This window comes from Bifidobacterium sp. ESL0825 (assembly GCF_052606465.1).
In genome coordinates this window covers 1,397,930-1,421,553 of record NZ_CP199589.1, presented here as the reverse complement: position 1 = coordinate 1,421,553, position 23,624 = coordinate 1,397,930, and the positions used below count along the sequence as shown (strand labels likewise).

At 61.9% G+C, this 23,624-nt stretch carries 22 protein-coding genes; 20 read left to right on the top strand and 2 right to left on the bottom strand.

What is annotated here, in order from left to right; translation table 11 throughout:
- Window positions 1-147: 147 nt before the first annotated feature.
- From ACUIAG_RS06170 to ACUIAG_RS06115, 12 genes are all read left to right on the top strand, one after another.
- On the top strand, window positions 148-1,110 hold the full coding sequence (locus tag ACUIAG_RS06170; protein ID WP_445339367.1) for an ATPase: 963 nt from the start codon (window positions 148-150) through the stop codon (window positions 1,108-1,110).
- Complete coding sequence (locus ACUIAG_RS06165) at window positions 1,107-2,195, top strand: CpaF family protein (RefSeq protein ID WP_198199521.1); 1,089 nt, start codon at window positions 1,107-1,109, stop codon at window positions 2,193-2,195. Before ACUIAG_RS06170 ends, ACUIAG_RS06165 begins: the two co-directional genes overlap by 4 nt.
- A 12-nt stretch (window positions 2,196-2,207) precedes the next feature.
- A complete protein-coding gene (locus tag ACUIAG_RS06160) occupies window positions 2,208-2,870 on the top strand; it encodes a type II secretion system F family protein (RefSeq protein WP_445339366.1) in 663 nt (220 codons plus the stop codon).
- Complete coding sequence (locus tag ACUIAG_RS06155; RefSeq protein WP_045924948.1) at window positions 2,861-3,403, top strand: hypothetical protein; 543 nt, start codon at window positions 2,861-2,863, stop codon at window positions 3,401-3,403. Before ACUIAG_RS06160 ends, ACUIAG_RS06155 begins: the two co-directional genes overlap by 10 nt.
- A gap of 182 nt (window positions 3,404-3,585) precedes the next feature.
- Window positions 3,586-3,966: a DUF4244 domain-containing protein gene (locus tag ACUIAG_RS06150; protein WP_306221433.1), complete on the top strand. Its 381-nt coding sequence runs from the start codon at window positions 3,586-3,588 to the stop codon at window positions 3,964-3,966.
- A complete protein-coding gene (locus tag ACUIAG_RS06145; protein ID WP_143243379.1) occupies window positions 3,953-4,330 on the top strand; it encodes a TadE family type IV pilus minor pilin in 378 nt (125 codons plus the stop codon). The genes ACUIAG_RS06150 and ACUIAG_RS06145 overlap by 14 nt, the downstream gene beginning before the upstream one ends.
- 3 nt (window positions 4,331-4,333) lie before the next feature.
- On the top strand, window positions 4,334-4,729 hold the full coding sequence (locus tag ACUIAG_RS06140) for an Rv3654c family TadE-like protein (protein WP_445339365.1): 396 nt from the start codon (window positions 4,334-4,336) through the stop codon (window positions 4,727-4,729).
- A gap of 71 nt (window positions 4,730-4,800) precedes the next feature.
- Complete coding sequence (locus ACUIAG_RS06135) at window positions 4,801-7,743, top strand: DNA polymerase III subunit gamma and tau (protein WP_445339364.1); 2,943 nt, start codon at window positions 4,801-4,803, stop codon at window positions 7,741-7,743.
- Window positions 7,743-8,345, top strand: a complete 603-nt coding sequence (gene recR / locus ACUIAG_RS06130) for a recombination mediator RecR (protein WP_015022549.1) — start codon at window positions 7,743-7,745, stop codon at window positions 8,343-8,345. The genes ACUIAG_RS06135 and recR overlap by 1 nt, the downstream gene beginning before the upstream one ends.
- A 157-nt stretch (window positions 8,346-8,502) precedes the next feature.
- Window positions 8,503-9,309, top strand: coding sequence for an aspartate kinase (locus ACUIAG_RS06125; RefSeq protein WP_445339363.1), 807 nt, complete (start codon window positions 8,503-8,505; stop codon window positions 9,307-9,309).
- A 23-nt stretch (window positions 9,310-9,332) separates the two neighbouring features.
- Window positions 9,333-9,896, top strand: coding sequence for an ACT domain-containing protein (locus tag ACUIAG_RS06120; RefSeq protein WP_045924944.1), 564 nt, complete (start codon window positions 9,333-9,335; stop codon window positions 9,894-9,896).
- Window positions 9,897-9,913: 17 nt separating this feature from the next.
- The gene (locus ACUIAG_RS06115; protein WP_445339362.1) at window positions 9,914-11,002 is read left to right on the top strand and encodes an aspartate-semialdehyde dehydrogenase; all 1,089 of its coding nucleotides are present in this window, start codon (window positions 9,914-9,916) and stop codon (window positions 11,000-11,002) included.
- A 110-nt stretch (window positions 11,003-11,112) separates the two neighbouring features.
- Here ACUIAG_RS06115 and ACUIAG_RS06110 read toward each other — a convergent pair whose 3' ends face one another.
- Window positions 11,113-12,153, bottom strand: coding sequence for a sugar-binding transcriptional regulator (locus tag ACUIAG_RS06110; protein WP_445339361.1), 1,041 nt, complete (start codon window positions 12,151-12,153; stop codon window positions 11,113-11,115).
- Window positions 12,154-12,397: 244 nt separating this feature from the next.
- Here ACUIAG_RS06110 and ACUIAG_RS06105 point away from each other — a divergent pair, with 244 nt between their 5' ends.
- From ACUIAG_RS06105 to leuA, 8 genes are all read left to right on the top strand, one after another.
- A complete protein-coding gene (locus ACUIAG_RS06105) occupies window positions 12,398-13,387 on the top strand; it encodes a phosphotriesterase family protein (protein WP_445339360.1) in 990 nt (329 codons plus the stop codon).
- A gap of 5 nt (window positions 13,388-13,392) precedes the next feature.
- On the top strand, window positions 13,393-14,067 hold the full coding sequence (locus ACUIAG_RS06100) for a 3-keto-L-gulonate-6-phosphate decarboxylase UlaD (RefSeq protein WP_445339359.1): 675 nt from the start codon (window positions 13,393-13,395) through the stop codon (window positions 14,065-14,067).
- Entirely contained in the window at window positions 14,064-14,933 is an 870-nt protein-coding gene (locus ACUIAG_RS06095) for an L-ribulose-5-phosphate 3-epimerase (RefSeq protein ID WP_445339358.1), read from the top strand. Before ACUIAG_RS06100 ends, ACUIAG_RS06095 begins: the two co-directional genes overlap by 4 nt.
- A 212-nt stretch (window positions 14,934-15,145) precedes the next feature.
- Window positions 15,146-16,102, top strand: coding sequence for a sugar kinase (locus tag ACUIAG_RS06090; RefSeq protein ID WP_445339357.1), 957 nt, complete (start codon window positions 15,146-15,148; stop codon window positions 16,100-16,102).
- Window positions 16,103-16,235: 133 nt separating this feature from the next.
- On the top strand, window positions 16,236-17,597 hold the full coding sequence (locus ACUIAG_RS06085; protein ID WP_445339356.1) for an MFS transporter: 1,362 nt from the start codon (window positions 16,236-16,238) through the stop codon (window positions 17,595-17,597).
- A gap of 94 nt (window positions 17,598-17,691) precedes the next feature.
- Window positions 17,692-18,384: an L-ribulose-5-phosphate 4-epimerase gene (locus ACUIAG_RS06080; protein ID WP_313838513.1), complete on the top strand. Its 693-nt coding sequence runs from the start codon at window positions 17,692-17,694 to the stop codon at window positions 18,382-18,384.
- An 84-nt stretch (window positions 18,385-18,468) separates the two neighbouring features.
- On the top strand, window positions 18,469-19,089 hold the full coding sequence (locus tag ACUIAG_RS06075; protein ID WP_024626962.1) for a DUF5701 family protein: 621 nt from the start codon (window positions 18,469-18,471) through the stop codon (window positions 19,087-19,089).
- 251 nt (window positions 19,090-19,340) lie between these two features.
- The gene (gene leuA / locus ACUIAG_RS06070) at window positions 19,341-21,251 is read left to right on the top strand and encodes a 2-isopropylmalate synthase (RefSeq protein WP_445339355.1); all 1,911 of its coding nucleotides are present in this window, start codon (window positions 19,341-19,343) and stop codon (window positions 21,249-21,251) included.
- A 105-nt stretch (window positions 21,252-21,356) separates the two neighbouring features.
- Here leuA and ACUIAG_RS06065 read toward each other — a convergent pair whose 3' ends face one another.
- Window positions 21,357-23,582 carry a transglycosylase domain-containing protein gene (locus ACUIAG_RS06065; RefSeq protein ID WP_445339354.1) on the bottom strand — a complete coding sequence of 742 codons (2,226 nt, stop codon included), beginning with the start codon at window positions 23,580-23,582 and terminating at the stop codon, window positions 21,357-21,359.
- Window positions 23,583-23,624: the final 42 nt, after the last annotated feature.

The following is a 23,624-nucleotide window of genomic DNA, read 5'->3' as shown; positions in this document are numbered from 1 at the left end:
CAGTGGGCGGGTGTACTGGTAGCCATGACTGGAATGAGCATATGTAGACCGCCGAGGATAAACGGCGGCATGGAAGGAAGGGAGCCCGGACGGACTCCGCACTCTTTTAATTCAGTCGGGTTGTCTCCGGAACGCCGACCAGGGAGAGTGGCGGGCGCGGTCCGACGGTTTGATTCTTCAGGATCCTCAGGATCAGGTCGTCTGCAAGACGAGGATGCCGTTGGGTTCGAGCAACCCATCCTGTCCGATCGGAGGATTGTGGGTGAAGATGCTGGATATGAGTCTGCCGTGACCGGTCTGGTCTTTCTCTCGGCCTCGGGAGGAATTGGGCTGACAACCATGACGGCTCTGATGGCCAAACAGCTTCGGGACATGGCCCTGTCATGCGCTCTCGTGGATCTGGACCTGGATGGCGGAGGGATGGATGTCCTGGTCGGCATCGAGGGGGCGCCTGGCATGCGGCTTGGGCGAATCCACGCGCCCCTGGGCCGGGTGGATCCTCAGGCGCTCCGTGAAGAACTGCCGATCTGGGATGGCGTCCCGCTGCTCAGCAACGATCCATGGAGTGCCCCGCCACAGGGCTGGTGGGACCTGGATGCAGCAGTCAGCGCAATGGCTGGATTTGCTGATCTCTTGCTGATTGATGCCGGTCGGGGCCAGGGTCTGGGTAATCTGCGCTCGCTTAAAGGGCTGCCTTCGCTGTTGATGGTGGACATGACCGTGCTGGGCCTTGCACGGGCGAAGGCACTTCTCCATGCCCTGAACGGCAGCAGAGGTGCTGGTGATCGAGCCCGAGACAGTCCATTGATTTCATGTAGGCCGCCCATGGCTCTGATTGGAATGATGCCTACACAGCACCGGGTCAGTCATGGCGTCGACCCAGAGCAGGCGGAAGAGTTTCTGGGCCGATCGCTGGACGTGGTTCTTAAGCCGCACCAGAAGCTGTCGGCATCCGTTCTGGATGGGCGTGGCCTGGAACGGGTGCCGCGTGCTTATGCCCGGGCCCTTCATCCCCTGGTTGAGCGGATCGCAGGAATGATCGTCGTCGGGGAAAGAAGAGAAGAACGGATCTCTTCTCGCGAATCGGCTCGGTCCGGGGCTGTCAAATGATCATAGGAAGCGGGGAAAGCAATGAAGGTCGATTCTCTGACGACGATTCCGATCAGCCGCCCACTTTCGGATACTTGGATGGGCTGACGAACGATCCTGCGGTGACTGACATCGCAGTGACCGGGCAGGGCCATGTCTGGATCGACCGAGGCGCGGGCATGGAGGAGGTCCTGCTTCGGCCTGGATTCGCAGGACCTCGAGCTGTGAGGGACTTTGCCGTGCAGTTATGCGCTCAGCTGGGACGTCGCCTGGACGATGCCCGGCCCATGGCTGACGCTTCCAGCAGGGAGGGGATCAGAGTCCACGCCGTGCTGGCCCCGCTTGTTCCCGAGGGTGCCGCCATTTCCATCAGACTGCCCAACAGACACCCGCCAAGCCTGGAGGAGCTGGCTGCTGCCGGGCTGTGTCCCGCCAGCTGGCTGTTCATCCTTCGGGCGCTGGTGGTCAATCGGGCCAGCATTCTCGTGACTGGTGGCACGGGTGCAGGTAAGACCACGCTCCTACGGGCTCTGCTGGGCATGTGTCCACGGGAGCAGCGGCTGGTCGTCGTGGAGGAGGTGCGTGAACTGGGTCGTATCGCCGGCCATGGGAATATGGTTTCCTTGGCTGTCAGAGAATCCAACGTTGAAGGGGCGGGGGGTGTTGGGCTGGTCGATCTGGTGAAAGCCACATTGCGCATGCGGCCCGATCGGATCATCCTGGGCGAGTGTCGTGGCGAGGAGATAGCTGATCTGCTGCGGGCTTTCAATTCCGGTCATCGGGGCGGCATGGCAACGCTGCATGCCGACAATGTGGAACGCGTTCCCGCCAGGCTGGCGACTCTGGGGTTGCTGGCGGGGTTGCAGCCGAGGGCCCTGGCTGCTCTGGCGCAGGGGGCGTTCGATGCTGTTATCCATCTGGAACGTTCCGGCGGCCATAGACATATCGCTCAAATTGGCCGACTGACAACTGCAGCTGATGGCCGGCTTCTTGGGGAGGCCGTCTGTACATGGACAGGCCGAGGGGCCGCTACGTATGGAACGGCCTGGTCAAAGTTCGCCAGGCGGTGGGGCATTGTGACCAGCGCCCCGGCGAGCGTTCCGTAGTTGAGGTGGATTATGCATGACGAGACTGCAGCCTGGCTGGCTGCAATGATGATTGCTATTGCCTGTCTGGTCTTGCTCGCGCCTAGCGGCAGCGCATCCGCGAGACTGAAGGCCATGTCAGTCAGGCCCTCTGCACAGTCGGATAGGCCCGGCCTGGCGGTGCTGGTCACTTCCCTGCTTGCCTATGTCGACAATGGAGGCGGTCTGGTAGAGGCTTTCGAGGAGGCATCCGGGCGGCGGTTCGCCACCCAGGAGGTCACGCGGGAACGTGTGATGGCCATGCTGGAGAACCGGTGCCTGCCTCAGGAACGGGGGCCGACTCTGACGATTATGGCCCAGGCTCTGATGGCCTGTTATGGTCTCAGCGCCATCCTGGGCTGCCGGGCTTCTGATGGGCTGCGGACTGTGGCAGCTATGCAGAGGCGGCGGGCGGCACTGGATGAGGCGCGAGAAAAAGCCTTTGCTGTACCTAGGGCCACGATCCGCCTCCTGTCAGCCTTGCCGGTGCTGACCATCATCATGGGAGAGTTCATGGGTGCGCGACCGTTGTCCTTCCTATGCCGCCCAGGCCTGGGAACCATATGTCTGATCCTTGGGGCGGCCTTCTATGTTTTTGGTCTGGTTTGGATACATCTGCTGATGAACGATCTGGGCAGGGAGGATCTATGGATCTGAAACCACTGATTGCCGCCCTGTCGAGCATACTGGCCTTTCTGCTTATGGAATCCGACGGCCCGGGTGGGCGATTAGCCGATGAGCAGGTCTCCACGCCATCCTTGAGCCTGGTATTGGCCTTGTTGGGAGTCGCTGTTCGTCAGGGGGCCTCCCTGCCCAGGGCCCTGGGTGTGGTTGGTGGGCTGCTGCCAGGCCCTTATGGGCTTCGGATGGTTCGCGTGGCTCACCTGCTCGGACGTGGCAACGGATGGGATCTGTCCTGGTCGGGAGCGATCGGGGATCCTGATTATGGGCAGTCCATGCAGGTCCTGGCTGACTGTCTGGAGCCTTCCTGGCGTTTGGGATCATCGCCTCTGACGCGTATCGAGACGACCCTGCGCCAGCTGGATCACCATGCCCGCAGCGTGCTGGCCCGGGCCGCAGCGGCGATCACCGTCAGGCTGCTGGTGCCGACCGGACTGTGTATTCTGCCGGCCTTCGTGCTGATCGGAGTCATCCCCTGCATTGCGGCCTTCGTAGGCGGGATTTCCTGAGGATAGAGCCCTTATGGGCAGTTGTCCACAGGCTGTCGACTCAGCTCCGCTCGTCCACATGCATCCGATAAGGCGACCGAGACGGACCGGAACGGGCACAGTGAAAGGTACCGGATGCCGATTCCCTGAGGAACGGCCATTCGCCGGGGCGGGGAAGACAAGGAAAGGCAAAGGTGAGAACGATGACATATTCACAGGAGGTTGCGACGGTCTTCCATCTGCAGGCCAGACATGCAGGAGGGCAATTGGTGCCAGCTGAGACATGGCCTGCTATAGGTGCCGGATCCCGGTGGCTGCAAAGAATGAGGCAGCGTTTCAACCGGTTCATAACGGCTTTGTACGTTCGCATCAGCCAAGCCATGGACTCTGCAGCGAGTGCCCTGCGTGCGCGGATGAGTGTGGTGCTGGCCAGGCCTGAATCGGGGGCCATCACTGCTGAATACGCTGTGATCATGGTGGCAGCTGCCACGCTGGCTGGTGTATTGCTGGCCATTGTCAAGTCCTCTTCCACGCGCACTTTGCTGATGGGTCTGGTCAAGAAGGCGCTTAGTGTCGTCGGCTGAGAGACGGTCCGTGTGGAGCCGACGGTGGCGATCCGATACCGGTACGGTAACGGCCGAGTTCGCCATCGTGCTTCCCGCCGTCATGGTTCTGGCTCTCTTACTGCTGACGCTGACCCAGACGATCAGGATCGGCATGGTCTGTCAGGATGCAGCCAACGCGGCTGCCAGGGATCTGATCGTCACCCGGGGCAAGGGTGATCCCCAAGGGCTGGTGCACCGGATGGCCGGTCCGCATGCTCAAGTGCAGTTGAGCCCATCGGCCGGGCAGACGGCAGTCAGGGTGTCATGCCCAGTGGTTTCCGGCCCGATGGGCGTGCTGCCTGCACAGGTCCATGGCGATGCCGTGGCCATATTGGAGGAATGAGTCATGCTTGGACATGTCAGGAGGAAGCGCGCGGAGCCTACCGGTTCATGGCTGGGGGGTTCGGATCCTGGCTCCGGCACGGTTCTGGGCATCATGCTGATGGCTCTGGTTGGCCTGGGTCTGGTTCTGGCGGCCTTGTTGGGCAATCTCATGATCTGCCGGACGCGTGCACGCACCGGTGCCGATGTCTCGGCTCTGGCTGCAGCTTCTGCCCTGGACGAAGGACAGGCGCAGCCCTGTACTCTGGCCTCCCGGGTCGCCCGTCTCAACCGCGGGGTTCTGACAGACTGCCAGGTGGATGGCAGCGACGTGAAAGTCTCGGTGGGGGTAGACACCGGAGTCTCGATGCTGCCGCGTCTGATCCAGTCGGCCCGGGCAGGGCCCGAGCCCTGTGAATGAGAAAAGGAAGCGTGGCCAGAAGCCTTAGGAAGGAAAGCGAACGTGTCTAAAGAAATGGATAGCCTTGAACCATGGCACTAGCACTCTATCGGCGGTATCGGCCTGACACTTTTGACGGCATCATCGGTCAGAAGCAGGTCACGGTGCCCCTTACCCGAGCTCTGGATGAGAACCGGCTGACCCATGCCTACCTGTTCTCCGGTCCCAGGGGATGTGGAAAGACCAGCAGTGCCCGGATTTTCGCCCGCTGTGTCAACTGCGCCAAGGGGCCGACCAGCCATCCCTGCGGCGAATGTGACAGCTGCAGGGATCTGGCCACGGGAGGCCCCGGTTCCATCGACGTGGTGGAGATTGACGCCGCCAGCCATAATGGCGTCGACGATGCAAGGGAGCTCAGGGAGCGGGCAGGCTTTGCCCCTGTGCGTGACCGCTACAAGATCTTCATTTTGGACGAAGCTCATATGGTCACCCAGCAAGGATTCAATGCCCTGCTAAAGATCGTCGAGGAGCCGCCGGAACACGTCATGTTCATCTTCGCCACCACAGAGCCGGAGAAGGTGATCGGCACTATCCGCTCCCGCACCCACCATTACCCCTTCCGTCTCGTGCCCCAGGAGGTCATGGGGCCTTATCTAGAGGGCATCTGCGAAAAGGAGGGCATCAAGGCCGAGCCCGGTGTCCTCAAACTGGCCATGCGGGCTGGAGGCGGATCGGTGCGTGACACCCTTTCTGTGTTGGATCAGCTCATGGTAGGCGCTGACGAGCACACCATCGCCTATGATGCGGCTGTAGCTCTGCTGGGGTTCACTCCTGCCGCACTGATCGGCGAAGCTGTGGATACGCTGATCGACCACGATGGTGCTGGCCTCTACGGGGTCATCCAAAAGGTGGTCGTCGGCGGGTTCGAGCCCCAGCGCTTCGTCGAGGATCTGCTGGCCCATGTCCGCGACCTGCTGGTTCTCAAGCTGGCGGGGGACCGGGCTGAAAGCGTGCTTAGCGAAGATGCCGACGACGACCAGGTGGCCGATCTGCGTCGGCAGGCGGATGCTTTGGATCTGCAGGTCCTGACCAGAATGGCCGACATCATCAACGATGCGCTGGCGAGAATGAACGGGGCCACTTCGCCCAGGATGCGCTTGGAGCTGCTGGCCGCCAGGCTGCTGGCAATTGGCTGCGAACCTATGGAGCAGGCATCGGCCGCAGGGGCAGCTTCCCCCTCCGGGTCGGCCACGGCGCCCGCCCGCGGCGGGTTCATTGGCGCTGACAGGTCGCAGCGGAGCGGTCGGCCGTCCACAGCATCGCAGTCTGGCAGTGCTGATGGCGCTGATCACCCCGAACAATCCGGCATGGCAGGCTCGCCATCTGTTGCAGCGCCCGCCTCCTCTGCCGGGCCACAGACCATGGCCGGCTCTCATTCCGATTCCTCCGCTTATGGACAGCGAGTGGGCGAAGAGCAGTCGCCCCATTCCGGCTCTGATCCTATCCAACCCGAGCGCAAGGAAGCTCCCTCCTGGCCGACTGGACAGGCGGAGGGACAAGCTAGGCCATCCAGTCCCTCCAGACCCGCCCGGTCTGCGGAAACACCTCGGCCTGCACAACAGGAGACTGCGCAAGGGCAGGCAAACGAGGTGCCGACTGGTACAGAGCTGGATAAGCGCTGGGATGCCCTGGTTGCTGCCCTGCCTGATGAGGTCCGCCAGTATGTCGTGCGAGACCGGGTGCCCACCGTAGCCATGACAGCAGGCCCCTCCGGCCGCAAGCGGCTGTCTATGACCTTCGACCGTCCACTCAGTCAGCATGCCTTCGCCATGGCCGTGGCTGCACAGTCGGTTGACGGGGAGACCAAGGTGCCGCGTATCGTCATGGTCCGCGCTCGCCAGGAGTTCGGACAGTCCACCATGATCGCCCCATCGGGGACGGCTGCCAACGGTGAGACTGTGGAGTCCGTCAACAGGATGTCTCCCCAGCGCCGGGCAGAGGTCAAGAAGGAGGTGGCTCTAGCGCGAGCCGGTTTAGCCACCATGAACCTTGGGGCGGCGGTCATGCCTCATGCGGCCACAGAGCAGGGGCATGCTCCTAGAGGGATGACGGCCTCGGCCGGTCATGATGGTGGGGCCGGAGCGTCGGCATCGGACGGGAAGTCCACTCCTGGAGAAGCTTCAGGCGACGGGAGCTCCGACGACGCTCACCACCCGGTCGGTGGCCCTGCCCAGTCGTCTTCGAAACCGCTTCCAGCGGCGGGTTTCGGCTCGACCGCTTCAACGGTGTTGCCGGACGATGATCCCTGGGCTCACCCCATGCCAGCGACTCATGCGCCGCAAAAGACCTGGCAGCCTGATCAAGGCGGCGATGGATCCACTGGCCAGAAAGACCATGAGTCCAAAAAGGTGGCCCTGCCGGACATGAGCGATGACACGGATCCTTGGGCCGTGCCCGATTCCGGGACCAGCACCGCAGCCTTTGCGGAGTCTTCCAACAGTCAAGGCCATGAAGCTTCGGATCAGGGGCTTGAAGCTTCGAAGTCGGTTGATTCGTCGGGTCAGGGAAGCGCCTCGGTTGCAACCTCGAATTCGACATTGCAGACCGGGTCGGCTCCCGGAGATGTGGCTGCGGCAACTGGCACCCCAACCTCCTCGGACAGACGGGGTGACGGTCATGGTTCCGGTACCGCCGGTGGCTCGGATGGCCCCCAGGCAATGACAAAGGCTTCTGGAGCTGAGGGCAGGGCGATGCCAGCAGGCTTCGCTAGTCCGGCCTCCGGTGGTTCCGATCAGGATGGGGCCTCGTCTGCTGCAGTCTCCTCCCAGGCTTCAGGGCCTTCAGTGGATCCCGAGGACGATGTCTATTCCATGGACGATGCCAGGCTCGGGGCGGACAATGCCATGAACCAGGATGAACTGACCAAATTATTCGACGTGACCAAGGTGGAGGACTTTGCTGCTGACGACCCCCAGAATCCGATCAACGTCCAAAGGCGCCGGCAGGAACAGGCACAACGACAGGGAGGTGAATGATGGCTGCTACCTATGATGGAGCCATTCAAGAGCTGATCGACGCCTTTGCCCAACTGCCGGGCATTGGTCCCAAGGGTGCGCAGCGCATTGCCTTCTACATTCTGGGAGCCGATCGGCGCAGTGCTCAGGATCTGGCCGATGCTATTGTTGCAGCCAAGGAGAAGGTCCGGTTTTGCGAGATCTGCGGCAATGTCTGCGAGACCAGTCCCTGTCCCATCTGCCAGGATCCGAGACGTGACCGCAGCATCATCTGCGTAGTCGAGGAGCCCAAGGATGTCATGAGCATCGAACGTACCGGAGAATACCGGGGTCTTTATCATGTGCTGGGCGGGGCCATCGACCCTATGTCCAACGTCGGGCCCGGCGATCTGCGCATTCCCGAGCTTTTGAAGCGGTTGGGCACGGATCAGGTCAAGGAGGTCATGCTGGCCCTGGATCCCAACATTGAAGGCGAAGCCACCACCACCTACCTGGGACGGCTGCTGGGCCCTCTGGATCTGCGGGTCACCAGGCTGGCCAGCGGCCTGCCCGTCGGCAGCGATCTGGAATATGCCGACGAGATCACCCTTGGCCGGGCAATATCCGGCCGTCGCGATCTGTAAGGCCTGCGGTCACTGATTCACAGCCTCCCTGGCTGCCGTCAATGTTTCGCATATTGGTGGAGGGGGTCTGATAGAACGGTGTCGTTCGTATAATCCATGTAATCAACATGTTGCAGATGATGGTCTAGTGGCTTAACCGTCGCGGGATGGAACAGCAGTGGCACTTATCGTTCAGAAGTATGGCGGGTCCTCGGTGGCGGACTCGGACTCCATCAAGCGTGTGGCCAAGCGCATTATTGACACCAAGCGCGCCGGCAATGACATTGCTGTGGTGGTTTCCGCTATGGGGGACACCACTGACGATCTGATTGACCAGGCCATGGATGTGGATTCCAATCCTCCTGCCCGAGAGATGGACATGCTCATGACGGCCGGGGAGCGCATCTCCATGAGCCTGCTGGCCATGAGCATCCATGCACAAGGCGAGCACGCCCATTCTTTCACCGGTTCGCAGGCGGGATTCATGACTGATGCACGCTACGGCGCAGCCCACATCCGCCATGTCCGACCCCAGCGAGTCATGAAGGCCCTGGACCGAGGCGAGGTGGGGATTGTGGCAGGCTTCCAGGGGGTCAACCCCGACGGCGATGCCACCACACTGGGTCGTGGCGGCTCGGATACCTCGGCTGTGGCCCTAGCCGTGGCACTCAAGGCGGATGTCTGCGAGATCTATACCGATGTGGACGGGGTTTTCACCGCCGACCCGCGCATTGTTCCCACCGCCCGTAGAATCGCCCGCATTTCATATGAGGAGATGCTGGAGATGGCGGCCGGCGGATCCAAGGTGCTGGCCCTGCGCTGCGTGGAGTATGCCCAGCGCTTCCGCATGCCCATCCATGTGCGCAGTTCCTTTTCCCATCGCCCAGGCACGCTGATCATGCCCGACGATGTCGATGCTGACAAGATTCCCAATTTGGAGACCGGCCAGCTGCCGGATCGCCCCGCCGCACGCGCTGACAAATGACGGGATATGACGGAAGGAAGGACATGACCAACGGCGAATCCATGGGTGACCTATTCCCGGACCTGAACGGCCCTGAGTCACCCATCATCTCAGGGGTTGCCCACGACCGCAGCGAGACTCAGGTCAGCCTGCGGGCCGTGCCCGACCGACCTGGCGTGGCCGCACAGCTTTTCACTATCCTTGCCGAGGGCGGCATCAACATCGATATGATCGTCCAGGCTGGGGCGGCTACCGGCACCGTGGACATCTCCTTTACGTTGCCGTCCGCTCAGGCTGATCAGGTGGTCCCCATGCTGGATGACTCCCGCGAGCAATTGGGGTTCCGATCAGTGGACATCAATCCCGAGGTGGGCAAGGTGACCCTGGTAGGCGTAGGGATGAAAACCCATTCGGGCATCACTGCCACCTTCTTCCGGGCCTTAAGTGAGCGACATATCAACGTGCTCATGATCTCGACCTCCGAAATCCGCATCTCCGCTCTGGTGCCCATCCAGGACCTGGACGAGGCGGTACGGGCCATCCATACGGCCTTCCACTTGGATGCTGATCAGGTCGAGGCGGTCGTTTACGGCGGCACGGGTCGCTGAGCAGAGAGGAGAGAGCAATGACGGATAAGGCTGGTTTGGCGAGCAACGGACGCCCTGGCATCAATGTAGCCGTTCTGGGCGCCACCGGCCAGGTAGGCATGGTCATGCGCCGGATGCTGGACGAACGGGACTTCCCTGTGGCCGACCTGCGATTCATGGCTTCGTCGCGGTCTGCCGGAGAGCAGCTGCGCTGGCGTGACAGGACCATCACGGTCGAGGATGTTGAGCAGGCCGACCTGAGCGGGATCGATTTGGCCATCTTCTCCGCCGGCGGTTCGACTTCAGGAACCTGGGCCCCGCGTTTCGCCGAGGCCGGAGCCTACGTGGTCGACAACTCCTCCCATTGGCGGATGGATCCCGAGGTCCCCCTGGTGGTGTCCGAGGTCAACCCCGAGGACCTGGATCTTATCCCCCGGCGGATCGTGGCCAATCCCAATTGCACCACCATGGCCTGCATGCCGGTGCTGAGCCCCTTGGCCAAGGCGTACGGTCTGCGCCGTCTGATCGTCTCCTCCTACCAGGCCGTGTCGGGGGCTGGTCGTGCCGGCGTCCTCCAGCTGCGCGACGAGGCCAAAACCGCCGTGGAGCAGGGTGCCGACCGACTGGTCTTCGACGGATCGGCCATCGAGTTCCCGCCGCCCACCAAGGTGGTGCGTACCATCGCCTTCAACGCCGTTCCTTTTATAGGCGACTTGGTCGATGACGGCAGCGGGGAGACCGACGAGGAGCAGAAGCTGCGCAATGAGAGCCGCAAGATCCTGCACCTGCCTGATCTGGCCGCCTCCTGCACCTGCGTGCGGGTAGGGGTCTTCACAGCCCATGGCATGAGCATCAACGCCGAGTTCGAGCACGACGTCACCCCAGATCAGGCCCGCGACCTGCTGTCCAAGGCTCCTGGAGTAAGTCTTGCGGATATACCCACTCCTCTGGACGCCGCCGGCAAGGACCCCAGTTTCGTGGGCCGCATCCGCCAGGACCAGGCTGTGGAGGGCAAGAGGGGATTGTCCATGTTCGTGGCCAATGACAACCTGCGCAAGGGAGCCGCCCTCAACGCCGTGCAGATCGCCGAGCTGATCGCTCGCAAGCACTTCGCCGACAGGCTCTGATTGCGCATCTGGGCTGATTGCGTGGCATACCCAAAGTGTCCTGTGCATCTTCTGAGCATGGGATGACCGGCTCTGCCAGGCCCCGTCTGCCTGATGGCTTTCATGTAGGGTCAGCCCTGCTTGGCCTTTGCTCGGCTCGAAACCTGTGAGGCTGGTCCGCCTGATCCCCTCTGCCGTCGATCCAGCTCAAGTATCCCCTGGGCCGTATCGCGGTCGGTGGCCAGTGCTGAGATAAGCCCGGCCCGCAGACAGGCAAGGATACTGGCGACTTTTTGCGGCCCCCAGGCCACGCCTATGACCAGGGGGATCCGCTTCAGGCGTTCGAATTCAATCGATATAGTGCGTTCGCACAGGCTGGTTCGGATGTGGCGGCCCTGGGCATCGATGTGGTGCCCGCAGATGTGTCCCACAGCCTTGAGCTCGGTCACCTCCTTGATGAAGGCCGCATTTTCGTAGTCCTTGAAAATGTGCCCTGATCTTCCAGCCTTGACCGATCCCACTCCCACCACCGCAACGTCGGCATGTCCGCCCAGGGTCAGGGTGTCGGCTATCTGGCGTTCTTTGCGCATGGCTGCAGCCACAGGGGTTGAAGACAGGATCATGGGCACTGGCAGCGTGGAATAGCTGCCACCCAGTCGTTGGGCCAGCATGCGGCATATCTCCGGTGAATCCGTCATGGGATTGGTCGGCGACAGGGAGCCGATCATCTGCACGACCTTGGACTTTGTCCAGTTTTGCAGAGGAACTTCGCGAACCGTGTAGGCGACCGCGTTGCCATTGGAGACGGTTATCAAAGAGTCGGGCCTGGTCTGCTCAACCAGGAGAGCCGCCGCGCTTCGGGGCACGACATCATACCCGGTGCATCCCTGCGGTGGCTCCGAGACCCGGGCGCAACGGAGATTGAATTGTCGGATCAGCCTGGACTCCAGGTCTTCAAGCCGTTCCAATGGATTCTCGATGGAGATCCTTACCAGTCCTCGCTCCTGGGCCTCTTTCAGCATTCGGGAGACGGAGGGGCGGGAATAGCCTGTTGCTTCGGCGATCTGGGACTGCAGCATGTGATCCTGGTAGTACATGCGGGCTATGCGAAGAAGCAGCTGAACCCGCTTGCGGGCATCCGAAGTGGTCATCATCTGTAAATCGCTGAACATATGTACATTTTATCAGACTCAGTAAAAACTGCTTATTTGCCTTTAAGTCTCAAAAATACTTGTTTTCAAGCGTAAAAATGTAATCTATCTGGGTTTTAACCCATGGTTCAAGTACATATGTTCATCAATATCCTTGTTGTTTATTTACTGCTCACATAGTCTGTCTCCTGTCAAAGGCACTGGGAGGAAGAGCCTGAAGACCGGTGCCGCGAAGTCGCAAAGTACAAATAACAAAGGAGTTCACATGGCATTCGCACGAACCATTCTGGGAGATGTCGACCCGAGCACGCTTGGCGTAGTCAACAGCCACGACCATCTGATCCGGGTGGGAGCCGGTGAGGTCTACCTGGACAAGGACCATCAACTGGATTCGGTCGAGAAGGCAGAGACCGAGGCCGGCTATTTTGCCAAGGCTTCGCTGAAGTGGAGCAAGCAGGGCGGCACCGTGGTGGATATGTGCCCCATCAACTGCGGCCGTGACATCGAGAAGCTGGCCGAGGTGGCCCGCTCGGTGGAGAACCTGCAGATCATCGGAGCCACCGGCTTCCATCGTGAGCATGTCTACCTGGAGACCCAGTCACACTGGATCAACCGCTACAGCGTGGATCAGATCGCCGATTTGGTCATCGCCGATATCCGCGAGGGTATCGACCGCAACGACTACACCGGTCCCTTGGTGGATCGCAGCCCCTATAAGGCAGGCGTCATCAAGATCGGCACTGCTTACGGCGAGATCACGCCCTTCGAGCACAAGTGCATGGAGGCGGTTGCCAAGGCGGCCATCGAGACCGGCGCGCCCATCAACACGCACACCACCTATGGAACCTGTGGTCTGGAACAGGCCCAGACCCTGATCGGACTGGGGGTTCCCGCCGACCAGATCGCCATCGGCCACATCCAGCGCAACGCTGATGTCTACTATCTGGAGGAGATCCTGGATCTGGGCGTCTATCTGGAGATCGACGGCACCAACAGGATCAAGTATCAGCCCGATTCCAACAGAATGATGGAGCTCAGGGCTTTCAAGAAAGACGGCTATGAGGACCGGATCCTCCTGGGCACGGACTCCGGCAAGCGCTCCTACCAGAAGGTCTACGGCTCTGTGAGCGGCGTGGACTACAACCCGGCAGTGGACGGCCCCCGCATGATCGCCGAAGGCTTCGATCCCGACTATGTGGACAAGCTGCTCATCCGCAACGCCCACAACTTCTTCTCCTTCCGTAAGGAGGCCTGAGCGCAATGGCAGCAGACAAGACCCTGGAACGCCCCCAGCTGCAGATCGCGCTGGACACCTTTGACATGCCTTCGGCCCTGAGGCCCCTGAACGCGGCCATCAGCCAGGTCGACGTCATCGAGTGCGGAACCGTCCTGATCATCGCCGAAGGGCTGAGGGCCGTGCGCGAGATTCGTGCCCTCTACCCCAATAAGACCATCCTGGCGGATGTCAGGATCGCCGAGGCCGGAGCGGTCATCTCCCGCGCCTGCTTCGAAGCGGGTGCCAGCTGGGTTTCGGTGGTCGCCGGCGCCAGCATGACCACGGTCGAGCAGGTGGTCAAGGTGGCCCAGGAGTTCGGCGGCGAGGTCCAGATTGAGCTGGGCGAGACCTACGATCCCGAGCAGGCGCGCGAATGGCGGCGACTTGGAGCCACCCAGGTCATCGTCCACCGTTCCCGCGACGCTGAAGCGGCCGGAAAGCTGACCTGGGGGGAGGACGACAAGGACCGCATCCGCCAGCTGCATCAGATGGGCTTCAAGGTCACTGTGACCGGCGGGGTCACGGCCAAGGATCTGCCCTTCTTCCAAGGAGTTCCCGTCGGAGTGGTGATCTCGGGTCGAGGCATCGTCAAGGCTGACGACCCACTGGCCGCTGCGACCGAGCTGCGGGAGACCATCGGCAGGGTGTGGCCGCAATGAGCGGCAGCATCACCCTGGGCATCTATGAGAAGGCCCTGAAGTCCCCCGCCGAGCCGGATGATTGGGATGCCTTCATGTCCCAGGTGGCGGCCGATGGGTTCACCTTCATGGATCTGTCCATTGACGAAAGCGACAAGCGGATGGCCCGCTTGGACTGGACGGCTGCCCAGGCTTCCGCCTTCCGTCAGGCCGCTGACCGCCAGGGCGTCCAGGTCGGAGGGATCTGCCTGAGCTGCCACCGCAAGGTGGGCCCCGGCTCGGCCGATCCAGCCATCCGCCGTCAGGCCTACGAGATCTTCCTCAAGGCAATCGATCTGGCTCACGAGGCGGGCATTCCCCTGATCCAGGTAGCCGGTTATTACGCCTACTACGAGAACCCTGATCCTGGCCAGCGCGCCAGGTATGTGGAGGTTCTGGCCAAGGCAGCTGAGTATGCGGCCCAGGCCGGAGTCATGCTGGGCATAGAGAATGTGGACGGCAATGACATCACCTCCATCACCAGGGGGCTGTCCATCTGCGACCAGGTCGGGTCCTCCTGGTTGAGCATGTACCCGGATATCGGCAACCTTTATGAGCAGGAGCTGGACGCCGTGGCTGAGCTCAGGGCTGGAGCCGGCAGAATGCTGGCCATCCATGTCAAGGATGTGCTCCCGGGGCAGCCGCGTCGGATCACCATGGGCGAAGGCTGCGCCGATTTTCCCACGGCTTTCGCCGAGCTGGCCCGGCAGTCCTGGTCGGGGCGGATCATGCTGGAGATGTGGAACGATGATTCGGATCAGGCCGATCAGATCGTCACGAATGCAAGGAAGAAAGTGGAAACCTGGTTGCGCGGGGCCGGCATGGAGGTGCTTGGCCCCAGAGGCTGAAGTAAAGGTCGCAGCCGTCACAGCTGTGATCTGGGGGTGGTTGTGCCGGTCCTCCACCCCCTTGCCATCGGCAGGGAGGCTATGGCGCCAGCGGTTGTCCCTGGAAGGGCCGGCCCGATCGGTGCGAGTTTGAATGCAAAAGGTCGTAATACGGACTGAAACGGACGTCGTGGTCCATGCTGGAAAACGACCGTGTAGACAAGGAGCGAATGATGGCAGAACATGCATATGACCTTTCGACCATAGGAGAGGGGCAGATCAGGCTCACGGTCAGGAGGGGAGAGCGGCTGATGAACGCCCGGTCGGTCCTGATGAATCCCGCCTGTTCCGAGGCCAACGTGGCTGGAGTCCTGGCTCAGCTTCAGCGCAGGACCCTGTGGACCTCCTCACTGCCGGAGGGGGACTTGGGCGAATACATCCTGAGCGAGTACAGGTCTGTGGGCGTCGATTTGAGCACCATGGTCCGCAAGCCGGCCAGCCGGATCGCCCTCTACTTCATGGAGCCGGGCGAGCCCCCCATGCCGGCCAACGTCATCTACGACCGCGAGTACACCCCCTTCAGGTCGACGGGGATCGAGGATTACGACTGGGACCGGATGCTGGACACCCGCCTGCTCTTCCTGACCGGGATCACGGCGGCCCTGACCGATACCACGGCTCAGGTGGTGACCTATGCGGCCGAGCAGGCGGAGAAGCGCGGCATCGACATCGCCCTTGACGTGAACTTCCGCAGCAAGCTCTGGACCGGCGACCAGGCCAGAAGGGTTCTGGAGCCCATCGCTCATAAGGCCCGCATTCTTTTCTGCTCCATCAAGGACGCCAAAAGCGTCTTCGGAATCGAGGGGACCGGCGAGGAGGTCTGCGAGCAGCTCTACCAGCGCTTCGGCAATGAGTACATCGTTTCCACCAATCACCTGGATGGTCCTTATCTGAGGACCTCCAAGGGAATCAAGAAGTACGTCACCACCCCGGTTCCGGTGGTGGATCGTCCCGGCGCCGGGGATTCCTTCGTGGCTGCCACCCTCCATGGCTTCCTCTCCGATGATGTGGAGTGCGGTGTCAGGTGGGGACAGCGGGCCGCCGAGTACGCCCTGACGCATATGGGCGATCTGACCCGTATCCGCGCCCAGGAACTGGATATTCCTCTGGGCGGGGATATCAACCGCTAACTGTTCCTTCATGATCCAGGTTTGCTGCAGCATTCTCCAAGGACGGAGAAGGCGACCTGGATCCTTCGGTCAGACCCATACCGTGGTCGAGCCGCCGTCATCATGATCATCCGAGAAAGAAAAGCAACCCATTATGAGTGATACACGTGTCACACAGGCCGGGGAAGTGCTGACTGCTTACGAGCAGATAGACGCTCGTCCCCTGACCGGACATCAGAAAAGCATCATCGGCCTGGCCATAGCCGGCAACATTTCCGAATTCTTCGATATGTTCCTGATCGGTTTCGTGGTCTCCCTCCTGACTTCGGCCTGGCACCTGACCGGGGTCTCCGCTGGAATCATCCTGGCCTGCTCCGGGCTGGGCACAGTCATCGGATCCATCCTCTGGGGGCGTTTGGCCGATCGCTTCGGCCGCAAGCACGCCTTCCAGTGGTGTGTTCTCTGCTTCGTGGTCTTCACGGCTCTGTCGGTCTTCCTGCCTGACGGTGCCTGGATCCTGCTGGCCATCCTGCGCATCGGTGTGGGCGTCGGCGTAGGCGGCCTTAACATCATCTCCATCCCCTATGTCCAGGAGTTCGTCCCGGCCAGACAGCGCGGCATGCTCTCCGGTCTGGCCTCGGTCTTCATTCCTCTGGGTCTGCTCCTGGGATCCGTCTCGCAGAGCCTGATCGGCGACAATTGGCGCGTGCTGGTGGCCCTGGGCGTTATCCCTGTCCTTCTGCTGTTCTGGTTGGCGACGGTGCCGGAGTCCCCCCGTTTCTATCAGAGCGTGGGCCGTGACAATGATGCCCGCAAGGCCTTGGCATGGGCTCTTGAGCTTCCCGTGGACCAGGTCGGCGCCCTGCCCAAGGTCGAGCAGGAGCAGAAGGCCAGTTATCGTCTGCTTCTGTCCAAGCATCTAAAGCCGCTGGTCATCATTTCGGTCGGCTCCTTCTGCTTCATTCTGGGTTCCTTCGCCATCCAATCCTGGGGTCAGACGCTGATGAAGGATGCCTTCGGCTTCTCGACACAGATGGTGGCCTACCTGTTCATGGGTGTCTCCGTGGCCGACTGCATAGGCAGATTCGGCTCTGCCTGGCTGGCTGACATCATCGGCCGGCGCTGGACCATGTTCTCCTTCGGCATCATCGGGGCCTTGGGATGCTTCTACGCAGCCTTCTTCCATAATTCCGGCTGGCAGTTCTACATCGCCGTCCTGGTCATCATGACCTTCGCTGACGGTGTTTTCGGCATTCTCAACGCCTTCGGCGGCGAGCAGTTCCCCAACGATGTCCGCTCCACCGGGCTGGGGCTGGGATACGGCATCGGCGCCACGGCCAAGATTGCAGGCCCTATATTCATGGGGCTCCTGGTGGGCGGCGACTATGTCTCCCAGCACATCAACATCGGCGTTGTCACCACGGCGTTCACCTTCTTCGGCGTCTGCCTGGTCATCGGCGCCGTCGTATACCTCTTTGCCCAGGAGACCAAGGGCAAGGATCTGGAAAGCCTGTGAGGATGCGCAGCAAGGTCTGCACGCGCAGGTAAGCAAACCGGGCCGGCTTTTCGCAGGAAGATCCGGCCCCATATTGGAAATGGTGGTGGTTCTTATGACGTCCTTGGCTGATTTTCCTGACGAGGTGCGTGTCGAGGTAGGTCTGGTCCGTGAGCATGTTGCTGCCCTGCATGCGCAGTTGATCAAGTGGGGGCTGGTGGTATGGACGGCGGGGAATGTCTCACAGCGTCTGCATTCAGCCGACTTGCTGGTGATCAAGCCGTCCGGGGTGCGCTATGAGCAGTTGACGCCGGAATCAATGGTGGTCACGGATCTGGAGGGGCATGTGGTGGACGGATCCGCCGCCCCATCCTCGGATGTGTTTTCGCACGCTTACATCTACCGGCACATGCCCGAAGTGTTCGGCGTGGTGCATACGCATTCGACCTTTGCTACGGCCTTTGCTGCAGTGGGCCGGTCGATTCCATGTGTATTGACGATGATGGGTGACGAGTTCGGCGGTCCGGTGCCGGTGGGTCCCTTCGCCTTGATCGGTTCGGACCAGATAGGCCGCGGGGTGGTCGAGACCCTGGCGGAACATCCGGGCTGTCCTGCGGTGCTCATGCGCAACCACGGCCCCTTTACGGTCGGAGCGGATGCTGAAGCTGCGGTAAAGGCAGCGGCGATGACGGAGGAGGTGGCGCGTACGGTGTGGGCTGCTGAGCAGATTGGTACGCCCGTGCCCCTGTCCGACGAGGATGTGGCCAGTCTGAACGACCGATACCAACACGTGTACGGCCAGCGCTGAATCTCGATACGATGTCCCGCCCCGGCAGGCGGGTGTGGACAGTGCAGGTGCTTGCCGCGGCAGATTCGAATTAGACTGGAGGCCATGACCAGATCTTCCCAAGAAGTGCAGCGGCAACTGGATCGGATCGTGGCCTTGGGCTATCCGGATGTGGCGGACATCAGCGCCGCTGCTTTCAGAGCCTTGGCACAGCCCCTGATCTCCGCACTGGAGTCCACTGAGCTGGGCGAGCAGATCCTGCTCATCCCCACCAGAGAGCTGGTCTCGCCCGAGTCGCTGATCGCCCGGACCAGCATCAACCGCATGGCCGGCTTCACCACCATGCCGCCGCGTGACATCGCCAGCTTCCTGCCGCAGAACGGGTTCGAGCCTCCCGAGGGTCCCTTTTACATCGTTCTGGAGCCCCATACCGGCACCTGCTACACCAACCGCGAGCCCGACGTGGCCCGCAAACTGATCGATTCCGACGACCGTCTACCTCTGACCTTGGAGGAGGGTCTGGCCATCGCCACCCAGCATCCCGACTGGCTGGCGGTCAAGAACGGCTTCAACCTGCTGGGTTCCCACAGCGCCGATGGGCGTGTGCCCAGCATCTGGATGAGCCAGAACGCCCCCCGCCTGGGTTCAGTCTGGCCCAACTCGCGTCACACCTGGCTGGGCAACGCCTACTGCGAGGGCCGTCGCGGCGTCTCCCTCTTCCAGTGAATCCTGTCCACTGAATCTTATGAAGTGAGCACTCTGTCAGCGCCTGCATCGTGTGGTATTTGCATCCTTGGCAACCTCGCGAATTATGCCAGGCTCCGCGCGCTCGCCTTCCGTTGCGTCGTAATGCGGACCCGGACCGCATGTCCCGGCCCTCCTCCGGTAAGATAATGGCACCCCCGGTGCGGCTTCGGCATACCGAACCCATGGCCGGGCGACATTGTGGTTTCCGACGAACGAAAGAAGGAGGAGAGATGGATCAGGATCGTGCATCCGTGTTTGATCTTGCGGCCCAGGCCGCGGCGTCCAATGGAGGGAACAACGACCTGCTGCTGCCTCCCCCCAGGTTTGTGGGTTCGCCGCAGAAGCCCAGCGCCATGCCCTACACCAAGTATGTGGCCTACAACAAGCAGGTCCCCTTTGACTATCCGCAGCGCACCTGGCCGGGCAAGACCCTGAAGCGGGCGCCTCGCTGGTGCTCGGTGGATCTTCGCGACGGCAACCAGGCCTTGGTCGATCCCATGGATTCCGAGCGCAAGCTGAGATTCTGGAATCTGCTGATCTCCATGGGCTTCAAGGAGATCGAGGTGGGCTTCCCCTCGGCCTCCGAAACCGATTACGACTTCATCCGCCTCCTGATAGAGCGCGAGCTGATCCCTGACGACGTGACCATCGTGGTCCTGACCCAGGCCCGCGAGCATCTGATCCGCCGTACCTACGAGGCCCTGCGTGGGGCCAAGCGGGCGGTGGTCCACTTCTATAACTCGGTCTCGGTCCTGCAGCGGGAGGTCGTCTTCCACAAGGACAAGGCCGGCATCAAGAAGCTGGCCACCGACGCAGCCGAGCTCTGCCGCTCCCTGGAGGCCGATGCCGGGGGCACCGATCTTTCTTACGAGTACTCGCCCGAATCCTTCTCTGGCGCAGAGCCTGAGTACTCCCTGGAGGTCTGCAACGCGGTCATCGACGTGATCCGGCCTACGCCGGAGCACCCCATGATCATCAACCTGCCCAACACCGTGGAGATGACCACCCCCAACGTCTTCGCTGACGAGGTGGAGTACATATCCACCAACCTCAAGGACCGGGATGCGGTGGTGCTCTCCCTGCATCCTCACAATGATGAGGGCATGGCCGTAGCCGCCACCGAGCTCAGCCTGCTGGCCGGGGCCGACCGGGTCGAGGGCTGCCTGCTGGGCAATGGCGAACGCACCGGCAACGTCGACATTTGCACGGTGGGGCTGAACATGCTGGTCCAGGGGATCGATCCCCAGCTGGACTTCTCCGACATGCCCGGCATCCGTCGGACGGTGGAGTACTGCAATCAGATCGCCGTCTCCGAGCGTCACCCCTATGTGGGCAACTTCGTCTTCACAGCCTTCTCCGGCTCCCACCAGGACGCCATCAAGAAGGGTCTGGATGCCAGGCAGCAGGCGGCTCTGCGTGCCAACGCCAACCCCGACGACTTCCTCTGGCTGGTGCCCTACCTGCCCATCGATCCCAAGGATGTGGGCGGCAACTACGAGGCCATCATCCGGGTCAACTCCCAATCGGGCAAGGGCGGCATGGCCTACCTGCTCAAGGCCAACCACCATCTGGATCTGCCCAAGCGCCTTCAGGTGGAGTTCGAACGACTGGTCCAGAGCTATGCCGACAGGACCAAGCGCGAGGTCAAGGATGCCGACATCTGGCGGCTCTTCAAGGACGAGTACCTGCCCGTGGAGGCCGGCGGAAGCGTGGTCGGCGGCGAGTCCATGGCCGATCAGCGCGACGAGACCCTGCAGCAGTGGGGACGCTTCAAGCTCCTGAATCTGGCAGTCACCTCCGGCGAGGACGGCTCCGACACTGTTCTCGATGCCACCCTGCTGGACCGGGGACTTGCCCCGGGCGATCCTGAGGAGCGCCGTCGTGTTCAGGGGCATGGGAACGGTCCTATTGCGGCCTTCCTGGATGCACTCAAGTCCCTGGATCAGACCGTTTCGGTTCTGGACTACGCCGAGCACGCTATGACCGCAGGCACGGATGCCCTGGCCGCCTCCTACGTGGAATGCCGGGTGGGCGAACCGGCCAGGTCCCGGGTGATCTGGGGCGTGGGCATCGATTCGTCCATCTCCACCAGCTCCCTCAAGGCCATCATCTCGGCCCTCAACCGCTTCCAGCGCGGCTAGCGGTCATAGGGGATAAAAAGCAACCTCAGACCAGCTAGACCAGCCTTACGGTCCGATCCGAGCGCAGCTGATTCGTCCGGATCGGACCGGCCTGTCCGGACAGCCTTACTGTTGGGATGACTCTGACCCGGAGTTGCCCTCGGTGGTTCCGCCGTTGCCGCCTTCGGCCCCGCCTCCATTGCCTGAGCCCGAGCCGCTGCCGGCTCCTGACTCCTCCTGCGGGACTGTCTGCTGCTGGTTGCGCTGCTGAGGCAAGTATTCATAGTTGTAGTTGCGCCTGGGCGTATAGGAGTAGCTCGGCTTATACCCGGTGCCCCAGCTGCCGTCCGGTCCGCCGATCTTGCCATGGTCCTCGGCCGCAGGGAAGCGCTCCACCGGGCTGTTGCCCAGGGCCGACTTCATGTACTGGGTGAACAGCTGGACCGGATAGAACTCGTTCTGATAGACATCAGGCACCTTGAGGGCACTGCCATCCTGACCTTGGTTCCAGACGGCGAAAGTGGTCAGAAGCGAGGGGGTGAATCCGATGAAGGAGATGGCTGTCTGATCGTTGGCTGTACCTGTCTTGCCGGCGATGGGCCGGCCCAGGGAACGTGCGTAGGAGGCGGTGCCGTACTGAACCGTGGTGGTCATGGCTTTCTGCAGCAGGGCCACCTGGTCGGCATTGAAGACCTGGTCCGACTGGATGGCCGCGGTGTAGAGCTCCTGATCCTTGGCGTCCTTGACCTGGGCCACCAGATGCAGCAGGGGTCGCTTGCCCCCGTTGGCCAGAGTGGCGTAGCCCTGGGTCACGTCATAGACCGAAAGAGCATCCAGACCCAGGGTGTCGAAGGTGGTCGTGTCGTCGATCTTGCCGGTGATGCCGGCCGTGTGGGCCAGCTGGGCCGTCTTCTGGGAGGTCACGTGCTCGCCCAGATCCATGAAGACCGTGTTGACCGAGTTGGCGAAGGCCGAGTAGAGGTTGATGTATCCGTAGCTGACCTGCCCGGCGTTGGCAACGGATTTGCCCACGCTGGAGAAGGTGCGTGGAGAGTTGCCGTTGAAGACCGTGTTGAGGCTGACCCCATCCTGGATGGCTCCCAACAGGGTGTAGGCCTTCATGGTCGAACCCACCTGGAAGGTGGCCTGGTCCACATTGTTGAGCTGGTGGGTCAGATAGTCGTCCCCCGCGTACAAGGAGATGATGGCGCCGGTCTTGGGGTCGACCGAGAGCCCTCCGGTCTGCAGGGTGGGCGGCTGGTGCTTGTTGCCGGTGGTTGGACTGGCCACCTGGAACATCAGATCCTGTTTGTCTTTCTGAATGGTGGTGATGATCCGGTAGCCGCCCGTGTCCAGGTCGTCTGCCGTGAAGGGGGCCTTTTTGCCGGAGGACAGCTCGTTGCGGACCATGCGCAGCAGGTAGCCGTTGGGCCCCTGGTAGACGTTCTCTGGCGAGTACTTGATGGTCTGCGGCATCTGGGCGCCGACCCGGTCCTTGTGGCTGATGTAGTGGTCCTCTTCCATGATGCCCAGCACCCGATGGAAGCGCGATTCGGCCTGCTTGGGGTTGATCGCCGGATCCCAGGAGGCCGGGGCGGGGATGATGCCGGCCAGCATGGCCGACTCTGGCATGGTCAGGTCCTTGGCGTCCTTGCCGAAGTAATTCTGGGCGGCGGCCTGGATCCCGTAGGCGCCGCGGCCGAAGTAGATGGTGTTCATATAGTTGCACAGAACCGTGTCCTTATTCTCAGTCCTGGAGATCTTCAGGGAGAGGATGGCCTCGCGCAGCTTGCCCTTGTAGGAGGTGGTCTCGCCCAGATAGTAGCGCTCGGCGTACTGCTGGGTGATGGTGGATCCGCCCTGTCGGGTGCCCTTGGTCACGTTGTTGAGCAGAGCCCGGCCGATGCCCTTGAGGTCGATGCCGTTGTCCTTATAGAAGGAACGGTTCTCCGAGGCGACCACCGCATTGCCCACATACTTGGGAAGGACCGTGCAGTCGATGATTTCCCGATTCTGGTCGGCGTAGGTTCCGATGGGGGTGGTGCCGTCCGCATAGTAGACCGTGGTCTTTTGCGCCAGGGCCTGCTTCTCCGGTGGGATGATCTCGGTGGTCAGATACAGGTAGGCGAAGGCCGCCGCCCCGGCGACCAGCACCAGTCCCAACAGGGCCAGGATCCACTTAAGCACACGATGTGACTTGCGACGTCGTCCCCGGTGGGGCCCGTTACCCCGGGGGTTCCGGTCGGCATGCCGCGAGGTGGGGATGTCGGTGCGATTGCCGCCCCCGCGCGACCCGGACTGGGCCCTGCGGGTGGGCGAGGTCGAACTGACTGAACGAGTCTGATTGGCCATGCCAACCACGCTATCCGGCAGGGCTGAAAACTGTTCGACCTA

Excerpts from the sequence above, each read along its gene's own strand:
- ACUIAG_RS06165 (WP_198199521.1), top strand. The coding sequence starts at position 1,107 with ATGATCATAGGAAGCGGGGAAAGCAATGAAGGTCGATTCTCTGACGAC.
- ACUIAG_RS06160 (WP_445339366.1), top strand. The coding sequence starts at position 2,208 with ATGCATGACGAGACTGCAGCCTGGCTGGCTGCAATGATGATTGCTATT.
- ACUIAG_RS06155 (WP_045924948.1), top strand. The coding sequence starts at position 2,861 with ATGGATCTGAAACCACTGATTGCCGCCCTGTCGAGCATACTGGCCTTT.
- ACUIAG_RS06150 (WP_306221433.1), top strand. The coding sequence starts at position 3,586 with ATGACATATTCACAGGAGGTTGCGACGGTCTTCCATCTGCAGGCCAGA.
- ACUIAG_RS06140 (WP_445339365.1), top strand. The coding sequence starts at position 4,334 with ATGCTTGGACATGTCAGGAGGAAGCGCGCGGAGCCTACCGGTTCATGG.
- ACUIAG_RS06135 (WP_445339364.1), top strand. The coding sequence starts at position 4,801 with ATGGCACTAGCACTCTATCGGCGGTATCGGCCTGACACTTTTGACGGC.
- recR (WP_015022549.1), top strand. The coding sequence starts at position 7,743 with ATGGCTGCTACCTATGATGGAGCCATTCAAGAGCTGATCGACGCCTTT.
- ACUIAG_RS06120 (WP_045924944.1), top strand. The coding sequence starts at position 9,333 with ATGACCAACGGCGAATCCATGGGTGACCTATTCCCGGACCTGAACGGC.
- ACUIAG_RS06115 (WP_445339362.1), top strand. The coding sequence starts at position 9,914 with ATGACGGATAAGGCTGGTTTGGCGAGCAACGGACGCCCTGGCATCAAT.
- ACUIAG_RS06110 (WP_445339361.1), bottom strand. The coding sequence starts at position 12,153 with ATGTTCAGCGATTTACAGATGATGACCACTTCGGATGCCCGCAAGCGG.
- ACUIAG_RS06105 (WP_445339360.1), top strand. The coding sequence starts at position 12,398 with ATGGCATTCGCACGAACCATTCTGGGAGATGTCGACCCGAGCACGCTT.
- ACUIAG_RS06100 (WP_445339359.1), top strand. The coding sequence starts at position 13,393 with ATGGCAGCAGACAAGACCCTGGAACGCCCCCAGCTGCAGATCGCGCTG.
- ACUIAG_RS06095 (WP_445339358.1), top strand. The coding sequence starts at position 14,064 with ATGAGCGGCAGCATCACCCTGGGCATCTATGAGAAGGCCCTGAAGTCC.
- ACUIAG_RS06090 (WP_445339357.1), top strand. The coding sequence starts at position 15,146 with ATGGCAGAACATGCATATGACCTTTCGACCATAGGAGAGGGGCAGATC.
- ACUIAG_RS06085 (WP_445339356.1), top strand. The coding sequence starts at position 16,236 with ATGAGTGATACACGTGTCACACAGGCCGGGGAAGTGCTGACTGCTTAC.
- ACUIAG_RS06080 (WP_313838513.1), top strand. The coding sequence starts at position 17,692 with ATGACGTCCTTGGCTGATTTTCCTGACGAGGTGCGTGTCGAGGTAGGT.
- ACUIAG_RS06075 (WP_024626962.1), top strand. The coding sequence starts at position 18,469 with ATGACCAGATCTTCCCAAGAAGTGCAGCGGCAACTGGATCGGATCGTG.
- leuA (WP_445339355.1), top strand. The coding sequence starts at position 19,341 with ATGGATCAGGATCGTGCATCCGTGTTTGATCTTGCGGCCCAGGCCGCG.
- ACUIAG_RS06065 (WP_445339354.1), bottom strand. The coding sequence starts at position 23,582 with ATGGCCAATCAGACTCGTTCAGTCAGTTCGACCTCGCCCACCCGCAGG.